The organism is Methanobrevibacter oralis (genome assembly GCF_001639275.1).
Taxonomy (GTDB): domain Archaea; phylum Methanobacteriota; class Methanobacteria; order Methanobacteriales; family Methanobacteriaceae; genus Methanocatella; species Methanocatella oralis.
The window spans coordinates 128,769-154,300 of sequence record NZ_LWMU01000048.1 but is presented as its reverse complement, the minus strand read 5'-3'; the positions used below and the strand labels follow the sequence as shown (position 1 = coordinate 154,300).

Here is a 25,532-nt window from a genome sequence, read left to right as displayed (position 1 = left end):
AAAACTAACAAACAAAAAAGGAATAGCCACACTAAAAATCAAAAACCTAAAAAAAGGCAAATACAACATCTACACACAATACACCAAATCAAAAATAAAAAACACAATAACAATCAAATAAAAAAAACTTCTTTTCCTTTCTTTTTTCATAAACTAACAATTTTTATATTTTTTTTTATTAAATAATAGAAGATGGGAGATGAAACCCCATTTTATTTATCATTTGAAAAGTATTTGCAGATAATTAATTGAGTTTTAATTAATTTTTTTAACTTTATAGAAACCATCACTTAAAGATTTTTATTGTCCTATAGATTATACATTAAGTTTTTCAATTTAGTTTCTCTATTGAGGATTTTTGTGTCGGGCTACTGAAGTTTATTCCATTAATTACACTTTCAACATTCATTCTTTTGTTGTAGATGTCTTTCCAAAATACGGTTTGGCTTTTTAATCTATATTTTCATATTTTTGCTCTTTTAAATGGTATTTGGTCAAATGTTCCTATTTCTTCATTTATGCGTTTTTTATTTCTTTGAATCATATGTTTTGTCTGTTAATATGTAATGGTGGTTTTAACATTTTTGCTTTGTCTTATTGATGCTTTGAAAAAAATTTTTGAACAGTTGTAAAAATGTAGGAGCTTATTTGGATGTAAATATTGCTTTATTTTATCTGAAGCATTAATATAATCTGATATATCTCTAAGTTGTTTTTAAGTAAATTTTTAATACTAAATTATACTCAAAGGAATGATTACTAAAAGTTAATCGAACGTAATTATACACTAATTCGGTGAATTTTAAAAGCATAATTGTCATTGTTATTTTTTCTCAACGATTGTATGTATAAAAATTTTTCATCAACATCAAGACCAAAATCCAAAAGACTTAAATATCTTGAATTTAAAGAATAATAGATAAAATGATTTATTTTTTCTTTTATACTAATAATTATTCTCTATTTTATCATAAATATTTTATATCTTTTTATTTTAACTTTATTAAGCATAATTTTAAGTATAATGAAAATTCAAGCAATATAAAATTTTTTCTACATCAAAGTGGAATTTCAATGAAAAATAAATCCACCTTCAAAGATGCCATTATTAAAATGGAGAACTTTATGTGTGTATATGATTAAAATGGTAAAAAAATTCGATGTTAACCTATATTTTACTATGGTTTCTACAAATCTAAAAGTTAGATTAGAGCAATTAATTTATTAATTTTCTATTATTTGTTTTTCTTTTCGTTAAACATATTTAGTAATGGTTAAATATGATTAAAGTTTAATATATGACTATATTATTAATTATAATAAAAGTATTATCAATAATAATCATTTAATTATTATAAGTAATACATTTTAGTAGTTAATAATAAAAAATTATGGAGTATTCAATATGGATAATAAAATTAAATATGCTATTATTGCTTTAATTGTTATTATTATAGCAATTATTGCAGTTGCATCTATGTTAGGAACGTCTAATGATAATGATCCTAAACATATTGTTGTAACTGTTCCAGGTTTAACTGGTGAGCCTTCTGCAGGTTTTAATCCATTAACTGGTTGGGGTTGTGGACACATGAATTTTAATCCTTTAGTTCAAAGTACGCTTTTAAAATCTGATAAAAATGGTAATTTTGTAAATGATTTGGCAACAGGGTACAATGTAAGTTCTGATGGTCTTAAATGGACAGTTGGAGTAAGGGATGATGTTAAGTTTTCAAACAATGAGACATTAACTGCAAAAGATGTTGCTTTCACATTTAATGAAGCAAAATCAAGTAATTCTGAATTAGATATGTCAAATTTAAAAGAAGCAAAAGTTATCGATGATAATACTGTTGAATTTACTTTAAATTCACCACAATCTACATTTTCTTATGATTTAAGATACATTGGTATTATCCCTGAAAAAGATTATAATAATGAAACTTATGGTGAAAATCCAATTGGTACTGGGCCTTATAAATTAAAACAATGGGATAAAGGTCAACAAGCTATTTTTGAAATAAATGATAATTATTATGGTGATAAACCATATTTCACACAAATAACTATGTTGTTCCCTGAGGAAGATAGTGCTGCAATGCAAATTGCTAAATCTAATCAGGCAGATATCGTTCAGGTACCGATTTCAGGTTTAAATGAAACAGTAGATGGATATGATTTGATAGAGTATTACAGTCCTAGAGCACAAGGTATAACTTTCCCATATCAAAATGCTACTGGTGTAAAAACTACCGGTGGAAATGATATAGGTAACAATGTAACTGGTGATGTTGCAATACGAAAAGCATTAAATGTTGGAATTAATCGTGAAGAAATTGTTGATTCTGTTTATAAAGGTCATGCTGTAGTTGAATATAGTGGTGTGGATCATTTTAAATATGCTAATCCTAATGCTGTTGTAAAAGACAATGATAAAGAAGCTGCAAAACAAATTTTGGAAGAAGCTGGTTGGGTTGATACTAATGGTGATGGAATAAGGGAGAAAAATGGTACTCCTGCTACATTTACCTTGTTGTACAGTTCTGATGATCAAGCAAGGCAAGCTCTTGCAACTGTAGTATCTGAACAAGCTAAGGATTTAGGTATTAACATAGAATTAGAAGGAACTGACTGGGATACAATATATTCTAGAATGTATAAAGATCCTGCCGTGTTCCAACAATCTTCTGATAATCCTTACAGAAACATTTACCAACAATACCATAGTAAGGAAAATTACAGTGAAGATAACTATATGAATCCAAATGGTTATAGTAATAAGGAAGTAGATGCAATATTAGAGTCAGCTTTAAAAGAAAACGATGTTAATGCATCTTATAGTCTATGGGCTGATGCAGCAAGTACTGGTTCTGGTTCAGGATTTGGACCAAATGCTGATGCGCCTTGGTTATGGATTGCTGACTTTGACTATTGTTATTTTGTGAAAAATGGAATAGATATGGGTACTGAACCAGCTACAGGTCATGATTATATGCAAAACATCTGTGAATGGACACGTACTAATTCAACTGAATAATCATATCTTTCTTTTTTTTTATTTTTTTTATAAATACTTTTTTTTTAAAAAAAAAGTTAATTAGTTTTGGAGGATTGGGGTATGGATTCACGTGTAAGGGTATTTATTAGAAACAAATTAATTCATTTTATTGTTTTAATGGTTGCAGTTTCAATTTTCAGTTTTATATTATTGGATCTTTCACCTATTGATCCGGTTAATGCATATTTAAAACAAACACCAGTAACTGAAGCTCAAAGAGCATTGTTAGAACAGTATTGGGGTGTAGGTCAACCTATTACTACTAAAATTTTCAATTGGTTTACAAACTTTATTCAAGGTAATCTTGGAAATTCATTAATTTTCAGAAAACCTGTTAGTGATGTTATTTTTGAAAAATTCACAGCATCATTAGTGCTAATGTTTTTATCTTGGGTTATTAGTGGAATATTAGGTTTTGTTTTAGGTGTTTTAGCTGGTAAGAATAAAGGATCATTGATTGATAAAGCCATAAGAGTTTATTGTTATATTTTACAATCTGCACCATCATTTTGGATTGCATTACTTGTTTTAGTTGTATTTTCTGTTGAATTAGGGTGGTTTCCAGTGGGATTAGGTGTTCCTATTGGTGTTTCTAGTTCTGATGTGACGGTATGGCAATGGCTTGCACGACTTGTACTGCCAACATTAACATTAAGTATGGTTGGAGTTGCACCAATTGCTTTGTATACTCGTAATGAGCTATTAAATGTCATGTCTTCAGATTATATTTTATTTGCTAAATCTAGAGGTGAACATGGATGGGATTTAGTTGAAAGACATGGTATAAGGAATATATTATTGCCAGCTTTAACATTACAATTTTTGAATTTTAGTGAATTGTTTGGTGGAACAGTACTTGTGGAGCAAGTGTTTTTATATCCTGGAATTGGACAAACTGCTGTTGCTGCAGGACTTCAAAGTGATGTGCCACTATTATTGGGAATTGTTGTAATAAGCGCAGTATTTGTTTTTGTTGGAAATTTAATTGCAGATATATTATACTATTTTGTTGATCCACGTATTAAGGAGAATGAAGCATGATGTTTAAAAAGAAAGTTGATGATAAAAAACCCTGGTTCTTATATGATGCTAATCTAAGAACTAAAACATTAGTTGTAATAGGTATATCTGCAATATTTCTATTGATTATTCTAATAAGTAGTATGATAATTGATGTATCATCTTTAACTACTAATTTCTCACAAGTTAATCAGCTACCCTCTTTTGAACATGTTTTTGGTACTGATTGGATGGGTCGGGACATGTTTGTAAGAACTGTTGCGGGGCTTGGATTGAGTATGGGTGTTGGAGCATTTGCATCCATAATAAGCACTACTGTGGCTATTATTTTAGGGTTATTTTCTGGTGTTAATAGGTTTTTAGACGAATTTGTAGCAGGAATTATTGATTTATTTTCAGCTATTCCACATATATTACTTATTATTCTTTTATCAATATCATTTGGTGGAGGATTTTATGGTGTAATTATGGGTGTGGGTCTAACTCATTGGACTCCACTAGCACGTATTTTAAGAGCTGAAGTAAAACAAATTCAAACAACTGAGTTTATTAAAGTAGCTGAACAACAAGGAAAATCTAAATTATGGATTGCAACTAAACACATGTTCCCATTATTAATTTCACAAATTATTGTTGGAGTTATTTTGATGTTTCCACATGCAATCATGCATGAAGCAGGTATTACTTTCCTTGGATTTGGTTTATCACCTCATGAACCTGCTATCGGTATTATTTTAGCTGAATCAATGCAATATTTATCAAATGGTTGTTGGTGGCTTGCATTTTTCCCAGGTGTGTCATTGTTAATCATTGTATTATTATTTGATTTAATTGGTGAATATGTACATAAACTATTAGATCCAGTTGAGGCGCAAAAGTAGGTGATAAGATGGAATTATTAAATGTTTCAAATTTATCAATATCTTTTACTCAATATGTTCAAGGATTAAAACAAAGGGAATTGAAAGTAATTTCTGATTTATCTTTGGATGTTAAAGAAAATGAAGTTGTAGCTATTCTTGGATCTAGTGGTTCTGGTAAAAGTTTGCTTGCTCATGCAATATTGGGGATTTTACCAGAAAATGCAACATGTACTGGTGAAATTAGTTTTAAAGGAGAAGTTTTAACAGAAGAACATAAAAAAGAAATTAGAGGGGAACATATTTGTTTAATTCCTCAATCTGTTAACTATTTAGATCCATTAATGAAAGTATCTCAACAGGCTATTGGAAAAACAGTTGATGAAGAAGATTATAAACGCAAAAAATCTCATCAAAGAGAAGTATTTACTAAATATGGTCTTGATGAATCTGTAGATGATATGTATCCTTTTGAATTGTCAGGAGGTATGGCAAGGAAGGTTTTACTTTCAACTGCATTGTTATCTGATCCAGAGTTATTAGTTGCTGACGAACCAACTCCTGGTTTGGACTCTAAAAGTGTAGAAGAGACGATTAATGATATTAAAAAATTAGCTGAGGAGGGTAAAGGAGTACTTTTAATCACTCATGACATTGATGTAGCAATTAAAACAGCTAATAGGATTGCAATATTTTATTCAGGATATGTAATTGAGATTAATCAAGCAGAAAACTTTAAAAATGCTGATAATTTAATGCATCCATATTCAAAGGCATTAATTGATGCTTTACCTGATAATGGTTTTAAATTAACTGAAGGTACACAACCATTAAATGATAATCTTGGTTGTATTTATTATGAAAACTGTTCAATAAGAAAAGATTCATGTAAGAATACAAAACAATTACTACGTGATGTTGGTGAGAATAAGGTTAGATGCCAATTATTCAATGAGGAGGAATATTATGAAACTTGAAGGGAAGAGTATTTCATTTGCTTATAAAAAAGATTCTCCTATTTTGAATGATATTTCAATATCTATTCCAAATAATAAGGTAATAGGATTAATTGGGGATAGTGGTAGTGGTAAAAGTACTTTGTGCAAAATACTTTCTGGATATATTCCAAAATATGATGGGGATGTTACAATTGATAATAATCCAATAGATTCTAAGGATTATAATCCTGTTCAACTAATATTTCAACATCCTGAAAAAACTATGAATCCTAAATGGAAAATGAAAAGTGTTCTTGAAGAGTCATGGGTTCCATCAAGAGAATTAAGGAATACATTTGGTATTGCTGATGGATGGTTAAAAAGATGGCCAAATGAATTATCTGGTGGTGAGTTACAAAGATTTTCAATTTTAAGGTCATTACATCCAAAAACAAGATTTGTTATTGCAGATGAAATAAGTACTATGCTTGATGCAGTAACACAAGTTCAAATATGGGAGGTATTATTAGACTATGCTAAAAAAAATAATATAGGGATTCTGGCAGTTAGTCACGATAAATCCTTACTTGAAGTTATATCTGATGAGATATTATATTTCAATGAATTAAATAAAAAATGAATTGAGCATAATTTAAGCTACTTCATAAATTTTAATTTCAGGATCTGCTGCCCAAGTTGGTTCAAGTTTTGGAGCAACGGTTTTTGTAAACAATTCACTTTCAAGATATGCATTTGCATTTTCAACACTATCGAAACCGTGAATAACTTGAACATCTTCATCTCTAATAAGCAATTCTTTTGTAAGTGCACCTTCAATTTCATCAAGAAAAGGTTGTCTATAAGTTGAATAGACTTCAGCTGCTTGTGGACGATTTTCAACATCAATTGTCATAGTTACTTCTAAATATGCTTTTACATTCATTTAAATTTCTCCTTTTAATTATATGCAATTATTGCATATAGTAAATTACTGTTTAGCTAGTATATAAACTTTAAATAACAAATAAGACACTAAGTTTCAGCTTTGACACTAAGTGACAAAATTGACACCTATAAACAATTTAATATATTATAAACCCCAAATAATTAGTCATGACTAACATCGAAGAAACCGTGAAATTTTGTCCCGTTGAATTGTCATTAAACATTATTACTAAAAAATGGGTTATTCAAATTGTTCGTGATATGTTTTTTGGAAAATCCCATTTTAATGAATTTAAAGAAGATAAACCTGAATTGACAAATAAAGTATTGTCCCGTTGTCTTAAAGAAATGCAAGAAAACAATATCATAGAAAAAACCATTGATCCAGATGATTCTTCAATTGTTTATAAATTAACTGACAAAGGCTTAGCTTTAAATAACATTATTTATGATTTGGCAATGTATACTGTAGATACTGATGTTTACAACAATTATTATGATGATGAAACAAAAGATGAAATCAAAAAAATGTTTAAGGATAAATTAAATATTGAATAGGTTTGAAACGAATGTTTTTCAGAGGAAATATTTGAAACATTAACACATTATCCAAGATATCTTTTTTAAAATCATTTTCCCTTCAATATATAAGGGTTGAAAATAAGAAAATTATAAAAAAACAACCTTGTAGAAACCATTGTCTAAAATAATTGTATGGCTCTGTAAATATTGTACAATACATCTTTTGAGTTTAGTTTCTTTGTTTTGTAGTGTAGTACTTCTGCTAAAGTAAAAAATGAATATTTTTATTTATGTGACTGTCCAATAATTTGATTTTTTGATTGATTTTTGGTCGAAGGATTATTGTCTTTGGATGGGTTTAGTGGGATTCATATATAGTTTTTTTACACTTGAAATTTCACTTCATTACTCTTTTGCGAAACAGAGCAATTTTCATAGATTTAATTTAACGAAATCCTTGGTTAATTATTTTATGTTTTTTTTTAGAGTGTTCGCCAAAATTTAATTTTGTAATACTATTATTAATTATTTTATCAGGAATTTTAATTAAAAACTGTTGATATTCTTTTAAAACTCAAAAATTGAAAAAATGTACTATTAAAATTCAAAAATAATTAATTTTGGTGAATACCATTTATTTTAAAGTTAGTTTTTAATTATTTGCTTTTTTATTTAAATTAATGTCATGTTTAGTTTTTCATGTATTTTTTGCATGTTATATGTTATTGAATGAATTTTTAGTTCTTTTTCTGCATTTTTCATATCCGATCTATAGTTTTTTGGAAATTATGTGCATTTCTAAGTGATTCGAAGCGTGTTTCGTTTAAATTTGCTCTTTTTTTATAATATAATTTTCCTTCAGGAGATTGATAATCTGCTTTTATTTTTCATCTTAAATCATTAGCAGGTTCAAAAATTTCTCTAACTCCACTATTTGTGAATTCTTCTTTCACAGGACAATTTTTACATTTTGTCTGTTGAATATACCCTATGTAAAACTCCATTTAACTTCCTATCATTTTTATAATGGAAGTGTTTGTCCATTGGGTAGATAAATGAGTCTGTTTTCCAATCATAAGTGAAATTAACTTTGTGATACTGGTGTAATTTATGCCAAATGCTATTTTCAACCATAGTCCAAAATCAAATCTTGTATGAATTCGATTTCTTCAATTTTAATTGTTCGATAATGTCTCTTTATTCATTTTTTTATATCATTGACCTACTACTTTTAGATTATGTACTAATAACTTTGGAAGAATATAGGGTCCATATTGTTTAATTTTTGATTTTAAACCTTCACAGGTTTTCATTAATTCAAAAATATTTCCAGAAATCATAGCTTTATTAATTGGTTCGATTAATTCTCCATTTTTTATTTTAAATGCATTACTTGCTTCAACGGAAAAATCTCCAGATATTGGATTAGCAGTATGAGCTCCTAAAACACTAGTAGTTAGAACTCCATTATCAATTTCTGAAATATCAGTCATTTCTTTAAATTCTAGGCATAAGTTTGATAGTGAAATTTTTGGTGTTGTTAGGTAGTTTCTATATCCGTTAGATGTACTCTTAGTATTTGCTTTGTTTGCAGTATAAATATCATATATAAATGAATTTAAAATACCATCTTTAACAAGTTTTGTTTTTTGAGAAGGTGTTCCTTCCCCGTCACATTTGCATGTGTTCATTCCTTTTTCTAAAAGAGGATTATCAATTATTGAAAGTGATGGGTTAACAATTTCCTCACCTATTTTGTTTTGAAGAATAGATCTTTGCCTTATAACATTTTCACCATCAAAAGCACTCATAAATGTTTGTAAAAGGCCAGTTGCAGCATAATAGTCTAAAACCACTGAATAATTGTCAGTTTCTATTGATTTTGTATTCAATGAATTTTTAGATAAATTACAAACTTCATTAGCTAGTTTTTCACCATCTATATCGAAAAATCTTGAAGATTCTGAGTTATACGCTGTTGCAATTTTTCCATCTTTTTGGATGGTTACAGATAATCCTACTCCATATCCAGTTCCTTCATTTTCAATGGAAACACCATTCGAGTTTATAATTAAACTTTTCATTTCTTCTGCTGAAAATCCAGCACCAGTAACCTCACAACCACTTTCAATACTTTTATTTATAATGTCTTTTAAAAATTCACTATATTCTTCAAGACTTAAATCCTTAATTTGTTTGTCATATGTTTTTTTAATAGTTGGAACTTTGCTTATGCTTGAAAATTCATAAGATTCATCATCTTGATTTAATTTGGTATTTTCTAATGCTTGCATTGCAGTATCAGCTATTTTTTCCATATTTGTAGTAAATGCAAAACCAATTTTATTGTCTTTTATTACTCGTATTCCAATTCCTTTTTCAATATTTTCTTTTGCAAAGCTTAATTCATCTTTTCTTGAATCAAGTTCTATACTTTTTTCTTCGCTGATGTATATTTCATATTCATCGCAAATTTTTCTAACTTCATTTTCTGCTTTTTTAGAAAGTTCATATATCATATTATCACTATCTATAATGCAAATTTTTCAATTGCTTCGGCTACACCATCACCAAATTGATTTTTACAAACATAATCACTAATGTTTTTTAATTTGTCTTCAGCGTTTCCAACAGCTATTTTTACTCCGGCTTCTTTTAGAAAGTCTTCATCATTTTGGCTGTCTCCAATAGCCATTACATTTTTCATATTTATGTTGTTTCTTTCGCATAAATATCTAAGACTACTTCCTTTATTAATTCTTTTATCAGTGATATGTAAAGCAAAGCCACTATCATAAATTTCAAGTTCATCAATATATTTAAAATCTGTTAATGCTTTTTTAATTTCTTTTAAATCTATTGTTTTATAAAATACAGTTTCTGTTAACCTATACATGTTGTCGTGAGATGCATGCTTACTAAATTTTTCACCTAATTTTTCTTTTAAATGTTTTTCAGCAGAGGTAATGAAATCCCTTTGGATCATTGTTTCAACAGCATTGTTGTTTTCACCTTCTTTGAAAACAACTCCTCCATTTTCAGCTACTAATCCTCCACTGCATCCAATAAGAACTTCTGTTGCATATGCATAATTTACAACATTTCCTGTAACTATTATTGTAGGAATATTGGCATTTTCAGCTTTTCTTAATGCTTCAATTGCAGATATGCAGATTCTTCTTTCATTGTCAGTAATGGTTCCATCAATATCTACTGCTATTGCTTCTATCATATTTATCAACTTAAATTTTTGAGTATCTGTGTGCTATATTACAAGTCCCTTCTTTACTAACCATGCATGCACCAATGGGGTGTAGAGGATTACAGTCATTTCTAAATAGCTTACAATCTTTAGGTCTAGCTAATCCTCTTAAAATTGGTCCACAAATACATCCTTTAGGAGCTTTTTCAACGTCTTTTACTTCAATATCATATTTTTTTCGTGCATTGTATTTACTAAATTCATCTTTGATTTCTAAGATGGAATTTGGTATTTTAGGAAATCCTCTCCATTCACGACTTCTAACTTCAAATACTTTCTCAATCATTTCTTGAGCAATAACATTTCCTTCTTCTCTTACAGCTCTATTGTATTCGTTGTCTATTTTCGGTGTTTCATCGCGGATCTGTCTTAAAATCATATATACCGACATTAATATGTCTAAAGGGTTAAATCCAGCTACTGCTTGGGGAATTCCAAAGTCTGTTGAAAAGTATTCTAATGGTTTTGTTCCAATAATTGTACAAACATGTCCTGGTTGGATTAATGCATCTAAATTTGTTTGACCTGAATTTATTAAATAATCAATTGCAGGAGGTATTAACCTATGACAGGAAAGCACTGAAAAATTTTCAGGTGGCTTAGATAATATTTCTGCAGCTGTTGTTGGAGCAGTAGTTTCAAATCCAGCAGCCATAAATACTACATCATTATCTTCTTTTTCAGCTATTTCAATAGCTTTGTTAATTCCATAAACAACTCTAACATCTCCACCTTCAGCTTTAGCATCTGCAAGCGATTGATTAGAACCAGGTACTCTTAACATATCTCCAAAGGTTGTAATTGTAACTCCTTTTTCGATAAGTTCTAAACATTCATCGATTTCACGAGATGGAACAACACAAACTGGACATCCAGGACCCGCAACAATTTCTACTTCTTCTGGAAGTAAACTCCTAATTCCATTTTCCATTATTGTATGTTCATGAGAACCACACACGTGCATTATTTTAACTGGTGTGGCAATATCATTTATTCTCTCTATAAGTTCTTTTGACATATTTTTCATTATAACACCGAAGATTTAATAATATACTAATATAATATATTTAATCATATATTTTATTATAGTTTATTATAATTAATTTAGGTATAATCATGTTTAATAATAATAAAATTCTAGTTGTTATTCCAGCTCGTGGAGGCTCAAAAGGGATTCCTCGTAAAAATCTTCGTTTACTTAATAATAAACCTTTAATTTCTTATTCTATTGATGTAGCTAAATCATCTAAATATGTTGATGATGTGGTAGTAACTACTGATGATGATGAAATTGCATTGATATCTGATAAATTTGGAGCTAGTGTTATTAGACGTTCAGCAGAATTAGCTAGTGATGAAGTTCCATTAGATCCAGTTATTTATGACGCTATGATTCAAAAGGAAAAACAAGCATTTGATGAGTATGATATTGTAATTACAATACAACCTACTTCTCCATTTTTAAAAGTAGAAACTTTGGATAGGGTTATTGAAAAATTTGAAGATTTTAATATTGATAATGTAATTTCCGTCATGGATGATAGGCATTTAAATTGGGGATATGATGAAGATAATCAAAGATATTTCCCACTTTATAGAAAAAGAGTTAATAGACAATTTTTACCTAAATTATATCGTGAAACTGGAAGTATTTTAGCTAGTAGGAGACATTGTGTTACTCAGGATTCTCGTTTAGGTAATAATATTGATTTAATTGAAGTTACTCCTGAAGAAAGTGTTGATATTGATAATTATGATGATTGGTGGGTAGCTGACGCATATGTAAGAAAGAAAAAAATAGCTCTTGTTGTAGATGCTTATGATGTAATAGGAACTGGTCATGTTTACAGATGTTTATCAATTGCTTCTAAATTAGTAAAGCACGATGTGATGTTTTTTTTAAGAGAAAACCATCAATTAGGTGTAGATATTGTTAATGGGTCTAATTATCAATATAAAACATATGAAGGTCAAGAAGAATTATTTGATCTTTTAAATGAATTTAATCCTCACATAGTTATTAATGATATTTTAGATACTTCTCGAAAATATATTGCTCGTTTACAAAATCATGGGTATTTTGTATGTAATTTTGAAGATTTAGGAACTGGAACCGAGTTAGCTAATGTTGTTTTTGATGCATTATATGAACATGAATTAGGCAAGGAAAATATTTTCACGAGTCATAAATACTATATTTTAAAAGATGAATTTTATTTTCAACCTCATAAAATAATCACTCAAACAATTAATAATGTTTTAATCACTTTTGGAGGAACAGACCCTAATAATCTCACCGATAAAGTATTAGATGCAATTCTTGAAAGTGGTTTTGAAGGCAGAATTAATGTTATTTTGGGATTAGGATATGGTGATGTTGAAGGTATTATTTCAAAGCATGAAATGAATCCTTATGTTCAGATTTACCAAAGTGTTTCAAATATTAGTGAGTTCATGTTTAAAGCAGATATTATATTTACATCTGCAGGTAGGACAATGTATGAAATTTGTTCTATAGGCGTTCCTACAATCTGTTTGTGTCAAAACCTTAGAGAGAAAAAACATATTTTTGGAAATACAAATAATGGATTTATAAACATGGGTCTTGGTTCTGATGTAAGTAGACAAGAGATCATTGATAAATTCAATACACTTTCAGCAGATTTTGAGATTAGAGAGGAGTTTAATAGGAGAATGCTTAGTGTTGATTTAAAGCATGGTTTTGAAAACATTGTTTCAATTTTAAAAGAAGAGTATAGAAATTTTGAACTAAAAAATGATTTAAAGTAGGTTTTTACTATGAATATCTTTAATAAACAACCCTTTTTAATAGGTGAAATCGGTGTTAATTTTTATGATATAGCTAAAAAAGAAAATATTTCCGATTTAGATGCTGCAAAAATAATGATTAAACAGGCTAAAGATTGTGGTATTGACGCAGTTAAATTTCAATCATACAAAGCTGAAACGATAGCTTCAAAGAGTTCTTCATCTTATTGGGATTTATCTGAGGAATCTACAACTTCACAATTTGATCTGTTTAAAAAATTTGATAAATTTGGTCGAGATGAATATAAAGAATTAGCAGATTACTGTCGTGAAATTGGTATAATTTTTTTAGCAACTCCTTTTGATTTTGAGTCTGTTGATTATCTTGATGAATTTATGGATATTTATAAGATATCTTCTTCTGATTTAACTAATATTCCATTTATTAAGTATATTGCAGCTAAAAATAAGCCAATATTGCTTTCTACAGGCGCATCTACTTTAAATGAAATCAAACAAGCTGTTAAAGCTATTGAAGATGTTTCTACTGGTGATATTGCAATTATGCACTGTGTTTTAGCTTACCCTACAGATTATGAAGATGCAAATCTTTTAATGATTAAAAACCTTGAAGAAAATTTTCCAGATTATGAAATAGGATATTCTGATCATACAAAACCTGATGAAAACATGTTTGTTTTAATAACTGCTTATAATTATGGGGCTGTTATTCTAGAAAAACATTTCACTCTCGATAAATCTATTAAAGGAAATGACCATTATCATGCAATGGATCCAGAGGATGTAAAAACATTTAAAAAGAATTTAGAATTTTTATCTAAACTTAAAGGTCACAAAATTAAACAACCATTAATTTGTGAAAATTCTGCAAGAAAAGAAGCTAGACGTTCAATTGTAGCTAATATGGATATTAAAAAAGGAACTCAAATTACTAAAGAGAATATTGCATTTAAAAGGCCAGGAACTGGAATATCTCCTTCTCGTGTTGATGATATAATTGGAAAAATTGCTAATGTTGATATTCATTATGATGAGTTAATTGATTTTGATATGTTGTCTTAATTTGGTGTTTTAATGGTTGTAGGTGTAAAATTTGTGCACATGTAAATATATTTTTTCCTTAAAATTAAACATTTTATAAAAATAAAAAGAAATTAAATTTCTGAAGAACAATCGGCTGAGTATTGGTTTATTAAAACTGCACATTTATCAATTGTTTCAGAATCTAATTTTATAGTACTATTTTGGATTTTGTATAATAATTCCTCAATGAATAAGTCTTCATCTGTTAAAGGCATATTAATTACAACAACTTCATTATTAATAAAACCAATTAAGGGTTCAACAAAACAATTTTTAATATTATTGTCATTAAGGAAATTAATTAAATCTTCACCTAAAAGCAAGGCCTTTTGTTTAATATCGTTATCTTGTGAAAATTTAGCTTGTTTAGTTGTGTATCTGAATCTTTTTTTGTTTTCCATATTTGGAACTTCTTCAAGTGAATATTTATCGGATTCATACGAATTAATCAATTTTAAATTTTCATTTTCAGCATTTAACTTATTTTTTGAGGTTAATTTCTGTGAAATAAGTGCATAAATTCCAGTTGGACCTACAACTAAATGGTTAATTCCACTAGATGCTGTTGGTGTTTTTACATTATAAAATACATAATATTCATTTGGAAGAGTTAATAAACGTTCTCTTAATATCCTTGTTCTCTCTTCGCTTTCTTGTACATCTTTAGTTCTATAAATCCCATAACATAAGAGAATTACTCCAATAAATAATGCAATAATTCCAGCTCCACTATCAATAGTTAATATTTCAGCTATACTTAAAATAAAAATGATAGATCCAATTGCAAGTATCATTTGATTTATACTTATATTTTTAATATCAAAATCTTCTTTTTCAACAGATGATTCATGTTTTGATGAAACAATTCCTGTTTCAGGCTCTTTAATACTTATTTTATTGATAACATTTCCAATTCCTTTTTTTGAATGTGTTTTTTCAATATTTGGATAGTATTTATCCATGCTTTTGAAAAACTCTTCTTTAAGAAAGTTTTTTAAAGTATTGTAATCACTAGATTTCGGAACAGTGAATTCATGACCAAATTTAGATAGTACTGCGATAGGTATTGTAGTTCTAGCAGTTTTACTAAAATTTTCTTCATCTAATTCTTGTTCAAGCTTATCTTCATATGCAATTTGTTGCATATGATCTTCTGAAAAGAAGGTTTCAAGTTTATTTGTAAATGATTTTAATGAGTGGGAGTGATTTTCCCTTTCCTGAGTTTCAACAGGATTATTATTAGGAGAAGTATTTTCATTTTTTTGAATGTATTTCTTCCTATCTTCAATAAATCTATCTAATTCTTTATTTAATTCATTATCTAGATATCTTAAAGATCCACCACAACTATCACATTCATAATCAAGAATATTGTCACTACTTTTGATTTTATATTTTAATCCACAATCTTCACATTGAACAATTTGTGAATTATCATATCTATAAGTATCAACGAATTGTGAATTTGATGTAGTTGATTGGTTAGGATAATCATCAACATATTCTAAATCACCTGCGCATGAAGAACACTCGAAGGCATTTATATCATCACTATCATCGAGTTGGTATTTTGCACCACAATTCTTACAGCTAACAACTTTCATATTATCCTCTTTAATTGTATTTATATTACTTAATATTATTTATATAATTTTTTTGATTATATATCTTTCTAACAGAATCAGTACATGATTTATGAATTTCATTAATTTGTTTTTCTAATTTATCCCAATTGTAAGTGCTTTCAATAATTGCCTACCTTTTTTTTCCAAAACTTTTACATAATTCTGGATCATTTAATAGTATTTCGATATTTTTAGCTAATTCAGTTTCATCATATTTAAATGAGAAACCTGCATTATTTTTTTTATCCTTTTATCAAATATGATTATTTTTGGTTAATACTATACTTCTCATCAGTTGATGTTATACTTTGATTTGAATTTTCCACTTTCATTTAATTTATATATACTCATCAAGGTTTATTCCTAGTTGAACAACCTCTATTTTTTTCAATGTCCGTTTTTTCCTTGTTTTTTTCTATTTGATATGAAGGTGTAAAAAAGGAATCGCATGCAATATATTCATTTAAACACCTTTTTTTTCATATAAGTATAATTCACCTATATTTTTTATTTCATTAAAGTTTTTTAAATCTGTTAATTTCGTATTAGAAATATAATAATCAATTTCACTCGAATCAATAGCTTCACTATTTCCACTTTCGATTCCAGTAACATTTCCTCCAATAAACCAATGATATGGTCTCATATTGTAAACTCCGATTAAGTGATTTTTATAATCAGGAATTTCGTTTATAATATATTTAGACATCTCATCAGGAGCTATAAATTTATTTGTATCTTCAAAAGTCATAGTAAACGCAAATCCTTGGATTATAAAAAGTATAATTAAACAAATTGGGATTATTTTATTGTTGATTTTTATTTTTTCATGAATTAACTCCAGACTACTCATTAATAAATAGATAAATGGAGGTATTGTTGGAATAATATATCTATTAACTTTAATTGAGAAATAACTGAGGTAAATGAAATATACTAAGATCCAACTAAGCATTGTAAATCCTGTCTTATTTTCACTATCCTTTCCAAGTAAAAATAAGATTATAAATACTAAAATTATTGTAATAAATGAACTGATTCTTGTATAAGTCAGTATAGCTATTAAAATTAAGGTTAATGGAATTATTTTTTCTTTATTTAATTTTAACTTTTCTTTTTTAATCCATAAAATTGCTCCTGCTATTATTAATAAAATCACAATAATTGATAAGACTGTAGGACTTTCAAGAGTAGGGGTGCTATTTATAAATACTGTATTTGATGAAGATATGAAATTTAAAAAGTTAAAAAAATAATAACCCACATCCGTATTATATGCTTGATCAATTGATGAACCTTGTTTACCAGAAATTCCCCCAGCTATCTGTTCGTTAACTCCGAAGTATCCATTTCCCATTACCCATACGGGAATAATTATTATAGCAGCAATTATTATTGCAAGTATAATTCCTTTAATAATGTATTTTAAATCTTCTTTTTCGATTTTAATTCCTTTGTTATATATATAATACAATAATAAAACTGGAAGTATTAAAATAACAATGTATCTTGTAAAGATTCCAATAACTATTAATGGCATTAATAGTTGATAGTATTTGGGCTTTTTTGTTATAGTTAATATTGCAATATAAATAATCCAAATTGTAATTGCAACTGATGGAATATCAATGCTGCCATTTGCAAGCCATGTTAAATTAAGTGCAAATGTTGCATATAAAATAGTTCCAGTTAAGCTTAAAATTTCATTAAATCTAGTTCTAAGAAGTATATAAAATCCAATATTTCCTGATATAGCAAATAATCCTGTAACAATATAAATAGATAGTGCACCTTTGATTCCTAGTTCTATAAGTATGGCTGTTAAAAAACAGATCACCGGAGATAAAAATATTGTTTTAGATGAATTAATATTAGTTCCAGTAAAATATAATGCATTTAAAAGATAAACAAAAACATCAGAACAATATATTCCAATATTTTGATTAAATGTAATATAATAACCTGTTAATATTGTACTAAATACTAATATCGTAAATAAAATATATTTATCTTTTTTATTTAAATCAAACACTTAAACACCTCTAAAAAGATCCACACACAAATGCTACAAATGTAATTAACATTCCAATTTTTAAATATTTTGAAGCATTATGTGCAGTATTTTTATCTTGATTTTTTATAATAATAAGTCCTGAGTATACAAATAGGGTTATACCAATAGTTATGACTAGTAAATAGTATATTCCAAATACATGAATATAATAAAGTAATGGACATAGTGCACAGTCAATTATTATTAATATAAAAGCTAATACTGAGGGGATTTTTGTACCTATTAATATTGGTAGAGTTTTAGCTCCTTCTGATTTGTCTCCTTCAATATCTTCAATATCTTTTATGATTTCACGTGCAGCTGTCATTACAAATGCAAAAAATCCTAAGTAAATAGAAGTTTGTATTATGCTTGGATTATTTAATGTAAATCCTCCAAATACAAATCCAAAACCCGTCATAAAACCAACAACAAAATTACCAATTAATGGAGTTGATTTTAATTTAAATGCATATAAATAAAGAATCACATCAGACATTAAAACGATTATAAATGGAATCCAGTTATTTGTTAAATAACTAATTAAAAAACCGCATATTGTCGCTAATATAAATAAAAGATAACCGTAATTTCGGCCTCCTTTAAGTGAAATCTTTCCTGAAGGGATTGCTCTTTGGGGTTTATTTACTAAATCAATTTCATAATCAAAATAATCATTAATAACATTTCCTGCTGAAGTTTCAAAGAAAACTGTAAGTATAGTTAATATTACAGGCATGCTAATTGTTTTGTCAATAATTGCAACTAAAATAATGGCTACTGCACTCATTAGTGCATTACCAGGTCTCAATATTTCAATATATGGATTCATTGTATTTCCTCTAAAATAATTTAGCAAAACTTTTTGCAGTGTTTTCCATAGAATATTCTTTCTGCAAATTCATTTCCACAATATTTTAATTCATTGTTTATATATTTTGTATAGTAATCATAAATAGCTTTTTTAGCGTTTTCAACATCAGATACATGATAAGCAACATTAGTTTTTTCAATTAAATCTTTAAGTGAACCTTAACTATGGCTTATTTTTCCATTAATATCAATAATTGAGTTGATATTATATTTTTCTTTTAAATCATGAGCTGTTCTATGAGCGGGGGCACTGGAAAAGATGATGAAATCATGCCTGAAATATTTTCATTTTCAATAATATTTGATGCTTCTTTTATTTCAGGTTTACAGCAATATTTCATCTCATCAGGATATGCAAAAAATTCACCAGCTAAATTTTGAGAGGTAGATTCTGATTTACTTTCTTTACTTTTAGATTTTGGTATAAATTTAGAAATCATGCCTTCATAATCAGTTTCAACAATCTTAACATTATCTGATCTTACAGTTGGATTTGATGTTTTTGGAACAGTAACAATTGGTTGCCAATTATATTTTGAAAGATATTTTGCAATTCCTTGTAGTCTTTTTGAAGCAATTTCATTATCATGGTTGTAATAAAATGCTATAAATAATAATTTTTCCATTTTTATATTCTCTTAAACAATAATTTTATAAAGTATAGTACCTAATACTTATATATTAGTATTATTTATTTAAAATTATTATTATATTATAGCTGGTGTTATATTTGAACAAAATTAAAATTGCAATAGTCGGAATTGGTAATTGTGCTAGTTCTCTTATTCAAGGAATACACTATTACGATGGTAAAAAACCAGAAGAGGCAATAGGGCTTATGCACTGGGATATTGGAGGATATTTGCCTAGTGACATTGAGGTTGTTGCAGCTTTTGACATTGATACAAGGAAAGTAGGAAAAAGCATAGATGAAGCAATATTTGCTAAACCTAATTGTACTACAATTTTCCAAGAAGAAATTCCAAAATATGATGTGAAAGTAAGTATGGGACATGTTCTAGATGGTGTTGCAGAACACATGTCTAATTATGATGATGATTATACTTTTATTGTAAGTGATGATGAACCTGTGGATATTGTGGAGGTTTTAAAAGAAAGTGGTGCTGAAATATTAGTTAACTACTTGCCTGTAGGTTCTGAAAAAGCAGCAAGGTTTTATGCACAATGCGCTCTTGATGCAGGAATCGCTTATGTAAATTGCATGCCAGTATTTATTGTAAGTGATGATGAATGGGATGCTAAATTTAGAGAAAAAGGAATTCCAATGGTTGGTGATGATATTAAAGCTCAAATTGGTGCTACTATCACTCATAGAACACTAGCTAATTTGTTTAAAGATAGGGGAGTTAAATTAGATAGAACCTATCAAATAAACACTGGTGGTAACACTGATTTCTTAAACATGCTTAATAGAGATAGATTAGACTCTAAAAAAGAATCTAAAACCGAAGCTGTTCAAGCTGTTGTTGCTGAAAGAATGGATGAGAGAGATATTCATATTGGACCTAGTGATTATGTTCCATGGCAAAATGATAATAAATTGTGTTTCCTTAGAATGGAAGGCCGTACATTTGGAGATGTTCCAATGAATATTGAACTTAGATTAAGTGTAGAGGATTCTCCAAATTCAGCAGGATGCGTAATTGATGCAATAAGATGTTGTAAGCTCGGTTTAGAAAGAAATATTGGTGGACAACTAACTTCCATTTCTTCATATACTATGAAACACCCGCCGATTCAGTTTACTGATGATGAAGCTTATCATAATGTTAATAAATTTATTTCTGGCGAATTAGAAAGATAATTTTATTATCTTTTTTTCTTTTCTATTTTAACAAAATTATTTAAATGTTAAATAACATATATAAATGTCGAAATATTTTCATTATAATTAATTATAAATAAATTATTAAGGGGTGTTAATTAAATGGATAAAGTAAGATTTACTGAAACAGCACTTCGGGATGCTCACCAATCTTTAATTGCAACAAGAATGCGAACTAGAGATATGATTCCTATTGCAGAAGAAATGGATAAAATAGGTTACTTTTCTGTTGAAGCATGGGGCGGAGCTACTTTTGATACTTGTATTAGATATCTGAATGAAGATCCTTGGGAAAGATTAAGAAATCTAAAATCTGAATTCAAAAAAACTCCAATTCAAATGCTTTTAAGAGGACAAAATCTAGTAGGTTACAAACATTATCCTGATGATATTGTTACAAAATTCGTAGAAAAATCATACGAAAATGGTGTAGATATTTTTAGAGTCTTTGATGCTTTAAATGATATTAGAAACATGGAAAAATCAATTAAAGTAGCTAAAGATCAAGGCGCTCATGTTCAAGGAACTATAAGTTATACTATAAGTCCAGCTCATAGTTTAGATGACTTTGTTGATTTAGCAAAAAATCTTGAAGCTCTTGATTGTGATTCTGTTGCTATTAAAGATATGGCAGGTTTAATAACACCAACTGCAGCTTATGAATTAGTTTCTAAATTAAAGGAAGAAACTGATTTGCTTGTTGATTTACATTGTCATTGTACTAGTGGAATGACTCCAATTAGCTATTATGCAGCTTGTCAAGCAGGTGTAGATATTTTAGATACAGCCATTTCTCCTCTGGCATGGGGAACAAGCCAACCTCCAACCGAAAGTATGGTTGCAGCTTTACAAGGAACTTCTTATGATCCAGATATTGATTTAAATGCTTTAAATGTTATTAAAAGTTATTTTAATGGCATTAAGGAAAAATATTTGGGAATTCTTGATCCGATTGCTGAGAGTATTGATACTGATGTGTTATTGTATCAAATTCCCGGTGGAATGCTTTCAAACTTAATTTCTCAACTTAAGGAACAAAATGCTCTTGATAGGTATAAAGATGTATTGGATGAAATGCCTCGTGTAAGAAAAGACATGGGTTACCCTCCTCTTGTAACTCCTACAAGTCAAATTGTTGGTATTCAGTCTGTTATGAATGTTTTAGGTGGAGAAAGGTATAAAACTGTTTCAAATGAAGTTAAAGAATATATGAAAGGAATGTATGGGAGGCCTCCTGCACCAGTAAATCCTAAAGTAGCTAAAAAGATAATTGGTGATGAAAAGATTATTGATTGTAGACCTGCAGATTTACTAGAACCTGAATTTGATAAATTTAAACAAGAAGGTGAAGAAAAAGGATTTGTCAAATCAGATGAAGATGTATTGACATATGCATTATATCCATCTATTGCTCCGAAATTCCTTAAAGGCGAAGCTACAGAAGAAGAACTTAAAGCAGTTACACATACTGCTCAAAATGATCAAATTGGAATTCCAACTCAATATAATGTTGAAATTGATGGTGATGTTTTTGAAGTTAAAATCATGCCTACTGGATTTATGGAGGTTGAAGAAACAGAAAAAGGGCCATTCACTCCAATAGAAGGTGGAATTTACTCTTCAATGCAAGGCATGGTAATTAAACTTACAGTCAATGTTGGGGACAAAATTACTAAAGGATCCACAATAGCTGTTGTTGAAGCTATGAAGATGGAAAACGACATCCAATCTGAAGTTAATGGTGTTGTAAAAGAAATCTTTGTAGAACCAGGCGATGCAGTTAATGCTGGAGATATTTTAATGGTTATCGAATGATTAACCATTTTTACTATTTTTTTTATAATTCATTAAACCTATATTTTTTAATAACCAATGCAAAATTTTATATAAAAAATTTTGTAAAAACTAGTTATATTAAATATATGGGGCTTGAATTTTATGAAAGATATATTTGATGAATGTAGTTTTGGGGATTTTAAACTTAATAATCGTGTAATCAGAACAGGAATTTGGGAAACAGAAAATTCAAAAAGTGGATTTCTTTCTTATGAAGTTTATAATAGATATGAAAGCATTGCAAAAAGTGGTGTTGGATTAATTATTTCTGAAATGTTTGTACTTGATTCTAAAGATAGATTTTCAAATTATTCAGCTAAATTAAACTACAAAGCTTTCATTAAGGAATATAAAGAGTTAACTAATTTGGTCCATTATTTTAAAGTACCTATTTTAGCTCAATTAGCATTTTTCTATTATAATGATGGGATAAATCAAAAAGTAGAAGCAAATGATATTAGTTTGGAAGGAATTAAGCGTTTACAAGCAGATGTATTTATGGCTGCTAAAAAATTTTCATTTGCTGGTTTTGATGGTATTCAGCTAAACTTAGGAAATAATTTTTATCTTGCAAGATTTATAAATCCTTACTTTAATCAAAGAAAAGATAATTATGGTGGAAATACTTTTAATCGTTTAAGAATTGTATTAGAAATTATTAAAATTATTAAAGACAATTTAGATTTACATATTAGTTGTAAAATCAATCCATCAGATGCAAGAAAAGGTGGAATGACTTATGAAGAAAGTGTTAAAATAGCTAAATTACTTGAAAAATATGGTGCTGATAGTATACAAATAACTGCACGTACTATATCTTTTGCTGATAGTGAATCACATCCTTTCTTAGATTATGTAGATAATTTGATTGGTGAAATTGATATTCCTGTAATATTAGGCGGAACACTTAGGGATAGTGAAACAATAAATAACATATTGAATAATTCTAAGGTTGAATTCATATCAATGTCTAAACCATTTACTGCTCAGCATGATTTTCTTTCTGAGTGGAGAGAAAATGGTGGTGGTGTTTCAATTTGTCAAAGCTGTAATAATTGTTATAGTAAAAAAACAAGCACTTGTTTTAAATACTAGGATATACATTTTCAATGCTTTAAATAAGTGTGGAGTTTTGGAGATATTATTCAAATTTTTTCATAGTTTCTTCAAGTTTATCTTTTCACTATCCATTTAATGAATATTGATTAATAAATTCCTGTTTTCTCTCTTTAAGGTCTCTGTTAAAGAATAATCTTTTTTGATATATGGTGAGATATGAACTCATTTTTTTATTTGTTTTTTCCTTTAAATTTATATATTTTGGAGTATAACCTTTTATTATATAAGTTTTTGTTTATGGTTTTAATATAATAATATTATTAATCAGTCTATGTTGGTTGGATTAGGTATTAATGTTCTTTTTGCGGTTAGTGGTGTTGGAGTTGCATATAAATCAAGTAGTGTTTTATGTAAATATCTAAAAATAATAAGTAATTGATAAATCTAAGAATTTTAATAAAGTTGTTAAAGATATTAGTAAATATTCTGTATCTAAAATTAAATCTTTAAAAGTTTATAAATCTTTTAAAAAGGGTTGGCATTATTTTAAAAAGACAGTTAAATCTTCAAAAATTTATAAATGTTTTAAAGGTGAATTAAATAAAGTCAAAAACTCATTTAAATCATCACATTTTTATAAATCTATGAAGAAAAGTGCAGCGTATAAATATGCTAAACGTAGTTTAACAGGGCTTTCTAAATTTGTTAAAAAGTTGAGATTTTGGTAATAATATTTTATATTGGAGGTTTATTTTATGTTTAAAATGGATGTAGATGAAGAATTTCAAAAAGGTTATGATGGTCTTAGTGAGTTTTCACATGTTCGGGGCGTGTTGGAACTTAGGGATCTTATTTTAAGTTTTAGAACAAATGAAAGGTATATTTTTATTTCAAAAATTGTTGATTATGATATGTATCAAGTTGTTGATGCAAATAAAAGAAATGTGGAATGGATTCAGAATGCAAAAGGTTTAGAATCTTTAAAGTATTGGGTTTCTTCATTAATGCTAAGTTTTAATTCTTTTGCTGCTGTTTATTCTGTAATTGTTTTTAGTTGCGTATGTACTTTTGGTCGTAATTTAAATCCTTTTGAAATAGAATCTGTAATTTTTTCAGATTTTGTAGCAAGACTAACTTTAAATCCTAAAAATTTTAATGAATATTCTAATGTTTCTATTTTAACAAAAGATTTTTTTAGAAATTTAAGGGACTTGAAATTAGATGAAACTGCTAAAATAATTCATAAAAGGATATATGATGATTATTTTTCATATCTTTCAATCGAACATTCATTATATTTTAAAGCGGATATTAACTTTAGTTTATGTGCTCAATATTTAGCTAGGTGTTTTACTTTTCATGATATAATCGTGATATTGTCACTCCAGAAGACATGGTTAACGGATGGATTTTAACCTTAAATTTATTTTTAACAGATTTACGCCCATATATAAATGGTTTAGACCAATCAGTTGAAAGCGCAAACTTAAAATCAAATAATGTATCTGCAGAAGTTAATCCTCCTGAAAAAAAGTATACCTTAAGAAATATATTAGCTATTACTGCAAGTATTTTATTCTTTTTAGGATTATTATTGCTTTTTGGCTGTATTTTCACAATATTCACGGGACATTATCAATACGGAGGCAATACCACACGATTATTCGTTCTAACAGTGTCAATAGTATTAACAAGAATATTTTATAAGAAAATTAAATAAATCATATATTGCTTAAGAAAATTTATTTTCTCTTAGATTTAA

The 25,532-nt window shown here is 28.0% G+C and carries 21 protein-coding genes; 13 read left to right on the top strand and 8 right to left on the bottom strand.

Annotated elements, in window-relative coordinates; genetic code table 11:
• Positions 1-1,405 precede the first annotated feature (1,405 nt).
• The 5 genes from MBORA_RS03020 to MBORA_RS03000 all read left to right on the top strand — a co-directional run bounded on the left by MBORA_RS03020 (position 1,406) and on the right by MBORA_RS03000 (position 6,516).
• Positions 1,406-3,037, top strand: a complete 1,632-nt coding sequence (locus MBORA_RS03020) for an ABC transporter substrate-binding protein (protein ID WP_042691527.1) — start codon at positions 1,406-1,408, stop codon at positions 3,035-3,037.
• 81 nt (positions 3,038-3,118) lie between these two features.
• Positions 3,119-4,099: an ABC transporter permease gene (locus MBORA_RS03015; protein ID WP_042691525.1), complete on the top strand. Its 981-nt coding sequence runs from the start codon at positions 3,119-3,121 to the stop codon at positions 4,097-4,099.
• Positions 4,099-4,959 (top strand): ABC transporter permease, encoded by an 861-nt coding sequence (locus MBORA_RS03010; RefSeq protein WP_042692134.1) that lies wholly within the window; start codon positions 4,099-4,101, stop codon positions 4,957-4,959. The genes MBORA_RS03015 and MBORA_RS03010 overlap by 1 nt, the downstream gene beginning before the upstream one ends.
• Before the next feature lie 8 nt (positions 4,960-4,967).
• Positions 4,968-5,915, top strand: a complete 948-nt coding sequence (locus MBORA_RS03005) for an ATP-binding cassette domain-containing protein (RefSeq protein WP_042691522.1) — start codon at positions 4,968-4,970, stop codon at positions 5,913-5,915.
• Complete coding sequence (locus MBORA_RS03000; RefSeq protein ID WP_042691520.1) at positions 5,905-6,516, top strand: ABC transporter ATP-binding protein; 612 nt, start codon at positions 5,905-5,907, stop codon at positions 6,514-6,516. The genes MBORA_RS03005 and MBORA_RS03000 overlap by 11 nt, the downstream gene beginning before the upstream one ends.
• A gap of 12 nt (positions 6,517-6,528) precedes the next feature.
• Here the strand turns inward: MBORA_RS03000 and MBORA_RS02995 are convergent, their stop codons facing one another.
• A complete protein-coding gene (locus MBORA_RS02995) occupies positions 6,529-6,819 on the bottom strand; it encodes a hypothetical protein (protein ID WP_042691517.1) in 291 nt (96 codons plus the stop codon).
• 170 nt (positions 6,820-6,989) lie between these two features.
• On the opposite strand from MBORA_RS02995, the gene MBORA_RS02990 reads away from it, so the two are divergent.
• Positions 6,990-7,379: a winged helix-turn-helix transcriptional regulator gene (locus MBORA_RS02990; RefSeq protein ID WP_042691514.1), complete on the top strand. Its 390-nt coding sequence runs from the start codon at positions 6,990-6,992 to the stop codon at positions 7,377-7,379.
• A 1,178-nt stretch (positions 7,380-8,557) separates the two neighbouring features.
• Here MBORA_RS02990 and MBORA_RS02985 read toward each other — a convergent pair.
• The 3 genes from MBORA_RS02985 to hypD are packed head-to-tail and all read right to left on the bottom strand — an operon-like array spanning position 8,558 to position 11,632.
• On the bottom strand, positions 8,558-9,862 hold the full coding sequence (locus tag MBORA_RS02985) for a TldD/PmbA family protein (protein ID WP_042691511.1): 1,305 nt from the start codon (positions 9,860-9,862) through the stop codon (positions 8,558-8,560).
• Between the two features lie 11 nt (positions 9,863-9,873).
• Complete coding sequence (locus MBORA_RS02980; protein ID WP_042691508.1) at positions 9,874-10,575, bottom strand: phosphoglycolate phosphatase; 702 nt, start codon at positions 10,573-10,575, stop codon at positions 9,874-9,876.
• A gap of 10 nt (positions 10,576-10,585) precedes the next feature.
• Entirely contained in the window at positions 10,586-11,632 is a 1,047-nt protein-coding gene (hypD, locus tag MBORA_RS02975) for a hydrogenase formation protein HypD (protein ID WP_042691505.1), read from the bottom strand.
• Between the two features lie 89 nt (positions 11,633-11,721).
• On the opposite strand from hypD, the gene MBORA_RS02970 reads away from it, so the two are divergent.
• Positions 11,722-13,395 carry a cytidylyltransferase domain-containing protein gene (locus tag MBORA_RS02970; RefSeq protein WP_042691502.1) on the top strand — a complete coding sequence of 558 codons (1,674 nt, stop codon included), beginning with the start codon at positions 11,722-11,724 and terminating at the stop codon, positions 13,393-13,395.
• A gap of 9 nt (positions 13,396-13,404) precedes the next feature.
• Entirely contained in the window at positions 13,405-14,457 is a 1,053-nt protein-coding gene (locus tag MBORA_RS02965; RefSeq protein WP_042691500.1) for an N-acetylneuraminate synthase family protein, read from the top strand.
• Between the two features lie 92 nt (positions 14,458-14,549).
• Here the strand turns inward: MBORA_RS02965 and MBORA_RS02960 are convergent, their stop codons facing one another.
• The 4 genes from MBORA_RS02960 to MBORA_RS02945 all read right to left on the bottom strand — a co-directional run bounded on the left by MBORA_RS02960 (position 14,550) and on the right by MBORA_RS02945 (position 19,655).
• Positions 14,550-16,082, bottom strand: a complete 1,533-nt coding sequence (locus MBORA_RS02960; RefSeq protein WP_042691497.1) for a hypothetical protein — start codon at positions 16,080-16,082, stop codon at positions 14,550-14,552.
• A gap of 484 nt (positions 16,083-16,566) precedes the next feature.
• Positions 16,567-18,135, bottom strand: a complete 1,569-nt coding sequence (locus MBORA_RS02955) for a glycosyltransferase family 39 protein (RefSeq protein ID WP_063720209.1) — start codon at positions 18,133-18,135, stop codon at positions 16,567-16,569.
• A 10-nt stretch (positions 18,136-18,145) separates the two neighbouring features.
• A complete protein-coding gene (locus MBORA_RS02950) occupies positions 18,146-18,988 on the bottom strand; it encodes a UbiA family prenyltransferase (protein WP_042691494.1) in 843 nt (280 codons plus the stop codon).
• Between the two features lie 259 nt (positions 18,989-19,247).
• On the bottom strand, positions 19,248-19,655 hold the full coding sequence (locus tag MBORA_RS02945; RefSeq protein WP_042691491.1) for a hypothetical protein: 408 nt from the start codon (positions 19,653-19,655) through the stop codon (positions 19,248-19,250).
• 104 nt (positions 19,656-19,759) lie between these two features.
• Here MBORA_RS02945 and MBORA_RS02940 point away from each other — a divergent pair, with 104 nt between their 5' ends.
• From MBORA_RS02940 to MBORA_RS02920, 5 genes are all read left to right on the top strand, one after another.
• A complete protein-coding gene (locus MBORA_RS02940; RefSeq protein ID WP_042691488.1) occupies positions 19,760-20,854 on the top strand; it encodes an inositol-3-phosphate synthase in 1,095 nt (364 codons plus the stop codon).
• A 123-nt stretch (positions 20,855-20,977) separates the two neighbouring features.
• On the top strand, positions 20,978-22,690 hold the full coding sequence (gene oadA / locus MBORA_RS02935; RefSeq protein WP_042691485.1) for a sodium-extruding oxaloacetate decarboxylase subunit alpha: 1,713 nt from the start codon (positions 20,978-20,980) through the stop codon (positions 22,688-22,690).
• Between the two features lie 123 nt (positions 22,691-22,813).
• A complete protein-coding gene (locus MBORA_RS02930; RefSeq protein ID WP_042691483.1) occupies positions 22,814-23,806 on the top strand; it encodes an oxidoreductase in 993 nt (330 codons plus the stop codon).
• 719 nt (positions 23,807-24,525) lie between these two features.
• The gene (locus MBORA_RS02925; RefSeq protein WP_042691480.1) at positions 24,526-25,185 is read left to right on the top strand and encodes a hypothetical protein; all 660 of its coding nucleotides are present in this window, start codon (positions 24,526-24,528) and stop codon (positions 25,183-25,185) included.
• The gene (locus MBORA_RS02920) at positions 25,164-25,490 is read left to right on the top strand and encodes a hypothetical protein (protein ID WP_042691477.1); all 327 of its coding nucleotides are present in this window, start codon (positions 25,164-25,166) and stop codon (positions 25,488-25,490) included. Before MBORA_RS02925 ends, MBORA_RS02920 begins: the two co-directional genes overlap by 22 nt.
• The last annotated feature ends 42 nt before the right edge of the window (positions 25,491-25,532 follow it).

Excerpts from the sequence above, each read along its gene's own strand:
- MBORA_RS02960 (WP_042691497.1), bottom strand. The coding sequence starts at position 16,082 with ATGAAAGTTGTTAGCTGTAAGAATTGTGGTGCAAAATACCAACTCGAT.
- MBORA_RS03000 (WP_042691520.1), top strand. The coding sequence starts at position 5,905 with ATGAAACTTGAAGGGAAGAGTATTTCATTTGCTTATAAAAAAGATTCT.
- MBORA_RS02930 (WP_042691483.1), top strand. The coding sequence starts at position 22,814 with ATGAAAGATATATTTGATGAATGTAGTTTTGGGGATTTTAAACTTAAT.
- MBORA_RS03005 (WP_042691522.1), top strand. The coding sequence starts at position 4,968 with ATGGAATTATTAAATGTTTCAAATTTATCAATATCTTTTACTCAATAT.
- MBORA_RS02945 (WP_042691491.1), bottom strand. The coding sequence starts at position 19,655 with ATGGAAAAATTATTATTTATAGCATTTTATTACAACCATGATAATGAA.
- MBORA_RS02925 (WP_042691480.1), top strand. The coding sequence starts at position 24,526 with ATGTTTAAAATGGATGTAGATGAAGAATTTCAAAAAGGTTATGATGGT.
- MBORA_RS02990 (WP_042691514.1), top strand. The coding sequence starts at position 6,990 with ATGACTAACATCGAAGAAACCGTGAAATTTTGTCCCGTTGAATTGTCA.
- MBORA_RS03020 (WP_042691527.1), top strand. The coding sequence starts at position 1,406 with ATGGATAATAAAATTAAATATGCTATTATTGCTTTAATTGTTATTATT.
- MBORA_RS02920 (WP_042691477.1), top strand. The coding sequence starts at position 25,164 with ATGGTTAACGGATGGATTTTAACCTTAAATTTATTTTTAACAGATTTA.
- MBORA_RS02985 (WP_042691511.1), bottom strand. The coding sequence starts at position 9,862 with ATGATATATGAACTTTCTAAAAAAGCAGAAAATGAAGTTAGAAAAATT.
- MBORA_RS02970 (WP_042691502.1), top strand. The coding sequence starts at position 11,722 with ATGTTTAATAATAATAAAATTCTAGTTGTTATTCCAGCTCGTGGAGGC.
- oadA (WP_042691485.1), top strand. The coding sequence starts at position 20,978 with ATGGATAAAGTAAGATTTACTGAAACAGCACTTCGGGATGCTCACCAA.
- MBORA_RS02995 (WP_042691517.1), bottom strand. The coding sequence starts at position 6,819 with ATGAATGTAAAAGCATATTTAGAAGTAACTATGACAATTGATGTTGAA.
- MBORA_RS03015 (WP_042691525.1), top strand. The coding sequence starts at position 3,119 with ATGGATTCACGTGTAAGGGTATTTATTAGAAACAAATTAATTCATTTT.
- MBORA_RS03010 (WP_042692134.1), top strand. The coding sequence starts at position 4,099 with ATGTTTAAAAAGAAAGTTGATGATAAAAAACCCTGGTTCTTATATGAT.
- MBORA_RS02950 (WP_042691494.1), bottom strand. The coding sequence starts at position 18,988 with ATGAATCCATATATTGAAATATTGAGACCTGGTAATGCACTAATGAGT.
- hypD (WP_042691505.1), bottom strand. The coding sequence starts at position 11,632 with ATGAAAAATATGTCAAAAGAACTTATAGAGAGAATAAATGATATTGCC.
- MBORA_RS02965 (WP_042691500.1), top strand. The coding sequence starts at position 13,405 with ATGAATATCTTTAATAAACAACCCTTTTTAATAGGTGAAATCGGTGTT.
- MBORA_RS02980 (WP_042691508.1), bottom strand. The coding sequence starts at position 10,575 with ATGATAGAAGCAATAGCAGTAGATATTGATGGAACCATTACTGACAAT.